This window comes from Bacillus sp. 196mf (assembly GCF_003217275.1).
GTDB classification, from domain to species: Bacteria; Bacillota; Bacilli; order Bacillales; family Bacillaceae_G; genus Bacillus_A; species Bacillus_A thuringiensis_S.
This window is the reverse complement of the sequence record NZ_QJTG01000008.1, coordinates 207883-214257: the sequence shown is the minus strand read 5'-3', so window position 1 is coordinate 214257 and position 6375 is coordinate 207883. Positions and strand designations below refer to the sequence as shown.

Here is a 6375-nt window from a genome sequence, read left to right as displayed (position 1 = left end):
TGAAAGATTCTATATTTTCACCGGATGCATATTTTTTATACCAATCAACAGTCCAAACGATAGAATCATCTGTTGATAACTTAGGAGTCCAGCCGAGTTTGTTTACTGCTTTTGTACTGTTGAGTGTTAAAATTGGTGATTCATAAGGAGTTTTCGTAGAGGGAGAATGGATTGTGAGTCGTTTATTCCATAATTTCATTACGGATTGAATGACATCATTTACGGTTCTGCTAGATTCATTAATCGGTCCGAAATTCCATGCTTCTGCATATTTAGCATCACTCCAAAGTTTTTCAGCTAAAAGGATATAGCCATGTAGAGGATCTAAAACATGTTGCCACGGACGGATGGCATATTTGTTTCGAATACACAAAGTATGATTGTGCAAATATGCCCGAATGATATCAGGGAATAATCGATCTTCTGTCCAATCACCACCGCCGATGACGTTACCAGCTCTGACTGAGGCGAGTTTCTGGGTATTAGTGCGGAAGAATGATTTTTGATAGGAGGTCATTTTCCACGAACTCTCGGTCGCCACTATCGTCATTCTCATAACATTTATCGCTTGTCACATTAATAATGGCACGTACGCTTTCGATGGACTTTGCTGCTTCTAGCACGTGAACAGTACCTAAAACATTCGTTTTGAATGTATCGATAGGATTTTTCTATGAAGCAGTTACGATTGGCTGAGCTGCTAAATGAAATATTATGTCAGGTTTATGCTGCTTCATGGCATGAAATAAAGAATGGTAATCTGTGATATCGCCTTTCATTGTCGTGCACTCTTTTGCTACGTTACCTTGTTCAAAAATGTTAGGAATGGATGGGGGATGAGAAGAAAAGCCTACTACTTCTGCACCTAAAGAACTTAAGAAAAGGGTAAGCCAGGAGCCTTTAAATCCAGTATGTCCCGTAATAAATACTTTTTTCTTATTCCAAAAAGATGATGAAGCCATATTACCAAACCTTCCACGGAGCGTTATTACTTTCCCATAGCTCGACTAATTTATTTTTATCGCGCAATGTATCCATCGGATGCCAAAAACCAGAATGTTGATATGCGGCCAATTCATTTTTGTTTACTAACTGAACTAAAGAGTCTGTTTCAAAAACAGACTTATCTCCACTAATGTAATTGAAAACTTCAGGATTTAAAACGAAAAATCCACCGTTAACCCATCCGCCATCACCTAATGGTTTTTCTTGAAAAGATGTTACAGACTGTTTATCTAATATGAGAGAACCAAATCTACCAGGAGGTTGTACGGCAGTAATAGTAGCCATTTTTCCATGTTTTTTATGGAATGTAATAAGTTCTTTTATATTTACATTACTTAATCCATCACCATAAGTGAGGCAGAAAGGTTCGTCTCCGACATAATTTTGAATCTTTTTCACTCGTCCACCCGTTTCGGTTTTAAGACCAGTATCGATTAGTGTAACTTTCCATGGTTCTACACGATGAGAATGGCTAGTAATTGTATTATCGTTTAACTGTATTGTGAAATCGGACATGTGTAAGTTGTAATTTAGAAAGAACTCTTTAATTGCATATCCTTTATAGCCTAAGCAAATAATAAACTCAGTAATCCCGTAATGACTATACAAACTCATAATGTGCCATAGAATAGGCTTTGATCCAATTTCAATCATAGGTTTCGGTTTTAAATGTGTTTCTTCCCCAATTCTTGTACCGTACCCACCAGCAAGAATAACAGCTTTCATTTTTTCCTCCTAAAATAAAAATTTATTATTTATACAGTATTCATGTTTTATGCAAATGAAATTGTTTTTGATTAAGTGAATGAAAATGTTTGAGGTGATGACGATGCAGAAAATATTACGGTTTGAATTTTGGAAATAATTCTTGATATTCAGGGTTATGACGGAGGTCTTGTGTTAGGTTACTAAGCTCTAAAAAACGTATGTCCAGTACTTCAGGAGATTGACCGTAATGCGTTTGAAGTCCCATTTGAATACCCCTTTTTGAAAGGGTAGGTGTAATTTGTAATTTTCTTGCCTTTGATTGTTCATTCCAAGGGCTAAAATAAAATTTTAAAATAAATGAAGGATAGTCATAAATTATATATCCGTGTCGCGAATGATGTCTACCAGGTAAATATGCACCGTCTAGATGATTGTGAATAAATCTCCAAGCACATCCGAGATTTGGGTTATAAGGGAAGACACCGTGGTATCGCTGTTCTACTAAGGGGATAGAATATCTAGGCTTTGAATAATTATAATTATGATTATCTATCATTAAAATCATTCTAATCGCATACATGTTTTGGCCTAGTGTATGAAGAGATGAAAAAATTCTTCAGTATTATTACAACAAAAGAATTCAGTAGTATTTAAAACGATTTTCCAACCTGAAACTTCTCTTTCAATTTCCATCACTTCAATATCAGTATTAGTTGGATCAAACTCAAGAAATCTTGAATTTCGTACTTCCCAGTGGGGTGCTAATAGTTTACAAATCTCTACGGAACGATCTGTAGACCCCCTATTAATTAAAATGCCGTGATCGAATATTTTCGTGTGATGCATAAGCCACCATGGAAGTAGGTATTCTTCATTATAAAAATGAGAAATGATTGTCTTTTTCATATTAATTCCCTCCTATACAAGCAATCGTTATTAGTAGGATATGCTTTTAAATAAGAAAGGTTAAAAGTGGCAGACAATGTAGTGATTAGGTAGTAGTTTAGTAATTTTATTGTATAAGTGTAGATTACTCGTATTGAATCATCATAGGAGGAGATTGGAATTTTGTATAAATTGTGAATAATAAACCGTCACGTTTGACTGTACAGTTTATGTGTTGTATGATGTAAGTAATATAAACAAGGGGGGAAGATCGTTGGGAAGGTGTATCGAATCGGACAGTTGGCTCTCATGGCTCACGTGTCGAAACGAACGATTGATTATTATACGAATCTAGGTATCTTAAAAGCGGAGCGATCTCAATCTAATTATCGCTATTACGACGAAACAGCATTTGAGACATTACAATTTATTGAGAAGTGCAAAGAAATGCATATGCCGCTTTGTGAGATTAAAGAGAAAATCGAGGAGAAGAAGAAGCTGCTCGGTATCAATGAACACGTTTCGAAACAAGTGGATGAAGTGACAGACCATATTCATCAATTAGAAGTGGAGCTTACTGAGTTAAAGCCGCTTTTAGATGGATTGACTGATTCACAACGTGAAAAAATATCGAAATCTTTATCTGGTCAAACGACAGCTTTAATACAGACACTTGCTCTATTATTATAGAATAAGTGAAATCCGACCTCTTTAATTTTTGTATCGGGCTATGTTTTCTAACAAACAAATAAGAAAACATTATAGTATACAGGAGGTGGACACCTTAGTTTTTTAACTAAGGGGATTCATTGGAAATATTTAATTTAGTCATGGTTGCGATTTTAATCGCATTTACTGGATTTTTCGTAGCAGCAGAGTTTGCGATTGTAAAGATACGTTCAAGCCGTATCGATCAGCTTGTTGCGGAAGGAAAACGCGGTGCTTTAGCAGCGAAAAAGGTAACAACAAATTTAGATGAATATTTATCTGCTTGTCAATTAGGTATTACAGTTACAGCTATGGGATTAGGTTGGTTAGGTGAACCGACAATTGAAAAGTTATTACACCCGTTATTTGAGAAATGGAACTTAAATCCTTCTATTTCATCAGTATTAACATTTGGTCTTGCTTTTATGATTATGACGTATTTACACGTTGTAGTAGGGGAATTAGCTCCGAAAACGATGGCAATTCAAAAGGCTGAAAGGGTAACGTTATTATTGGCAGGTCCATTAATGATGTTCTATAAAGTAATGTATCCATTTATTTGGGTATTGAACGGTTCAGCTCGTGTGATAACTGGTTTATTCGGTTTAAAGCCAGCTTCAGAACATGAAGTAGCTCATACAGAAGAAGAATTACGTCTTATCCTTTCAGATAGCTATGAAAGTGGCGAAATTAATCAAGCTGAATACAAGTATGTAAATAACATTTTTGAATTTGATAATCGTATTGCAAAAGAGATTATGGTACCGCGAACAGAAATCGTTGGTTTCTACCTGGAAGATTCAGTAGAAGAACACATGAAAGTGATCCAAAATGAGCGATACACACGTTATCCGATTTTTGGAGAAGATAAAGATGATATTATCGGTATGGTCAACGTAAAAGATTTCTTTATTCGATATATGACCGAGGATCAAAAAGATTTATCATCTATTCGCTCGTATATGCGTCCGATTATTGAAGTGATGGAAACGACTCCAATTCACGATTTATTACTTCAAATGCAGAAGAAGCGAATTCCGATGGCTGTTTTATATGATGAGTACGGAGGAACAGCTGGAATTGTAACGCTTGAAGATATCTTGGAGGAAATCGTCGGCGAAATTCGTGACGAATATGATGAAGATGAAGCACCACCAATTCAACATGTGAACGAGCAACATATTATTGTTGATGGAAAAGTGCTTATCTCAGAAGTGAAAGATTTATTTGGATTACACATCGAAGAAGATGATGTGGATACAATCGGTGGATGGATTATGATGCAAAATCATGAAATCGAAGAAGGACAACACGTTGAGGCGGAAGGTTATGAATTTAAAGTGTTAGAAAAAGACGCTTACCAAATTAAACGTGTTGAAATTCGTAAGATGGAACAAGAACAAGAAGAAGAGAAAGCAGCAACTGTGTAAGTTGCTGCTTTTCTTCTAAAGTACAAAAAATGAGAACTTAGGAGCGGATATTTTGATTCAAGAAGCCTTACGTGTATATCGATTACAATTGTATGTGATCTTTAGTGGTTTACTACTTATGTGGACGATTACTCCGTTTGGAAAACAAGTGACAGGGTTCGGTATTGGATTAGCAGTAAGCGCCTATTGTCTTTGGTTATTAGCTCGCAGAGTGGAGAAACTCGGGAAAAGTATCGTAATGAAGGAAAAGGCTCCTGGATTAGGAGTTTTAAACCGATTTGCAGCTGCTATTTTAGGAGCTATCATCATGTATGAAATTGAGCATGAAATGGAAATGTGGGCATTTGGTACAGGTATTTTAGGTGGTCACTTTTTAATGATTGCAAATTTAGCGTATGCAAATATGCAGTTAGTGAAAGAAGAAGAGAAGCAAAGGGAACATGCTTCGAAAAACATAGAGCTATGATGAAAGGGACCTAATCGGGTTCCTTTTTTAGTTTAGCGATAATATACAAGTAATCAAATTAACGACAAATATAATACGCTTCTTTTTTGTGTTTTTCAATAGTATGAAAAATAATAAAAATTTTTTAAAAAAACCATCGATTTCTAAAGGTTATGTATGTTATTATGACAAAAGACTTTTTGAAAGAGGTGGATACCAATGTTACAAGCGTTACTTATTTTTGTGCTTCAAATTATTTACGTTCCCATTTTAACAATCCGTACGATTTTGCTTGTAAAGAATCAAACAAGATCCGCTGCTGGTGTTGGATTGTTAGAAGGGGCTATTTACATTGTCAGTTTAGGTATTGTGTTTCAAGATTTATCAAATTGGATGAACATCGTTGCCTATGTCATTGGCTTTAGTACAGGACTATTATTAGGCGGTTATATAGAGAATAAATTAGCAATTGGTTATATTACGTATCAAGTTAGTTTACTAGACCGTTGTAATGAATTAGTAGACGAATTACGTCACTCTGGATTTGGAGTTACAGTATTTGAAGGTGAAGGTATTAATTCAATCCGTTATCGCTTAGATATCGTTGCAAAGCGTTCTAGAGAGAAAGAGCTTTTGGAAATCATTAATGAAATTGCACCGAAAGCGTTTATGTCTTCGTATGAAATTCGCTCGTTTAAGGGTGGATATTTAACGAAGGCGATGAAGAAAAGAGCGTTAATGAAGAAGAAAGATGAACATGCATCGTAAAAAAGAGGAGTAGTGCTGCATTAAAAGCGCAGTATAAGTCCAAATGTAAAAGGGAGGAATCTATTTTGATGTAGATTCCTCTCTTTTTTTATGAAAAATATTCATCTATTAATTCAAAAAGCTAAATCGTATAATTATTTTTTTTACTCATTCTCAAATTAATGATTAGCCATATAATTTGAAAAAATACCGGTATGATAAACGTGATTAATAAAACGATAAGTGATATTGATTTAATTTCGGGTGTTTGAGTAACACCGGCCCCATCAACATCTCGTAGCCAAATAATAGCTGCCCATATTCCAAAAACGATAATCCAAAATATGTTACCAATCCACCAAGAAATCCATCGTTTTTTCATGTTAGCACCCCCTAAATTTATCTACTGTTAAAAGTATATTTTCTTTTGTTACATTTATAATGAAA

At 35.1% G+C, this 6375-nt stretch carries 6 protein-coding genes and 2 pseudogenes; 4 read left to right on the top strand and 4 right to left on the bottom strand.

Translation table 11 applies throughout. From position 1 onward, the window contains the following. The 3 genes and pseudogenes from ATL10_RS14515 to ATL10_RS14505 form a co-directional block, all read right to left on the bottom strand. A pseudogene (locus tag ATL10_RS14515) lies at positions 1-962 on the bottom strand (GDP-mannose 4,6-dehydratase); the annotation flags it as partial. Between the two features lies 1 nt (position 963). Beyond that, positions 964-1731 (bottom strand): glucose-1-phosphate cytidylyltransferase, encoded by a 768-nt coding sequence (gene rfbF / locus ATL10_RS14510; protein ID WP_110497076.1) that lies wholly within the window; start codon positions 1729-1731, stop codon positions 964-966. Positions 1732-1846: 115 nt separating this feature from the next. After that, positions 1847-2619 (bottom strand): annotated as a pseudogene (locus ATL10_RS14505) (glycosyltransferase family 2 protein). A 261-nt stretch (positions 2620-2880) separates the two neighbouring features. Between ATL10_RS14505 and ATL10_RS14500 the strand changes: the two are divergent. The 4 genes from ATL10_RS14500 to ATL10_RS14485 all read left to right on the top strand — a co-directional run bounded on the left by ATL10_RS14500 (position 2881) and on the right by ATL10_RS14485 (position 5949). Beyond that, a complete protein-coding gene (locus tag ATL10_RS14500; protein ID WP_075719021.1) occupies positions 2881-3288 on the top strand; it encodes a MerR family transcriptional regulator in 408 nt (135 codons plus the stop codon). A 119-nt stretch (positions 3289-3407) separates the two neighbouring features. Then, positions 3408-4736: a hemolysin family protein gene (locus ATL10_RS14495; RefSeq protein WP_000402258.1), complete on the top strand. Its 1329-nt coding sequence runs from the start codon at positions 3408-3410 to the stop codon at positions 4734-4736. Positions 4737-4788: 52 nt separating this feature from the next. Beyond that, positions 4789-5202, top strand: coding sequence for an ATP synthase subunit I (locus tag ATL10_RS14490; protein WP_000613876.1), 414 nt, complete (start codon positions 4789-4791; stop codon positions 5200-5202). A gap of 198 nt (positions 5203-5400) precedes the next feature. Continuing rightward, on the top strand, positions 5401-5949 hold the full coding sequence (locus tag ATL10_RS14485; protein WP_000938441.1) for a DUF2179 domain-containing protein: 549 nt from the start codon (positions 5401-5403) through the stop codon (positions 5947-5949). Positions 5950-6070: 121 nt separating this feature from the next. Here ATL10_RS14485 and ATL10_RS14480 read toward each other — a convergent pair whose 3' ends face one another. Further along, complete coding sequence (locus ATL10_RS14480; RefSeq protein ID WP_000747683.1) at positions 6071-6310, bottom strand: DUF3923 family protein; 240 nt, start codon at positions 6308-6310, stop codon at positions 6071-6073. Positions 6311-6375 lie beyond the last annotated feature (65 nt).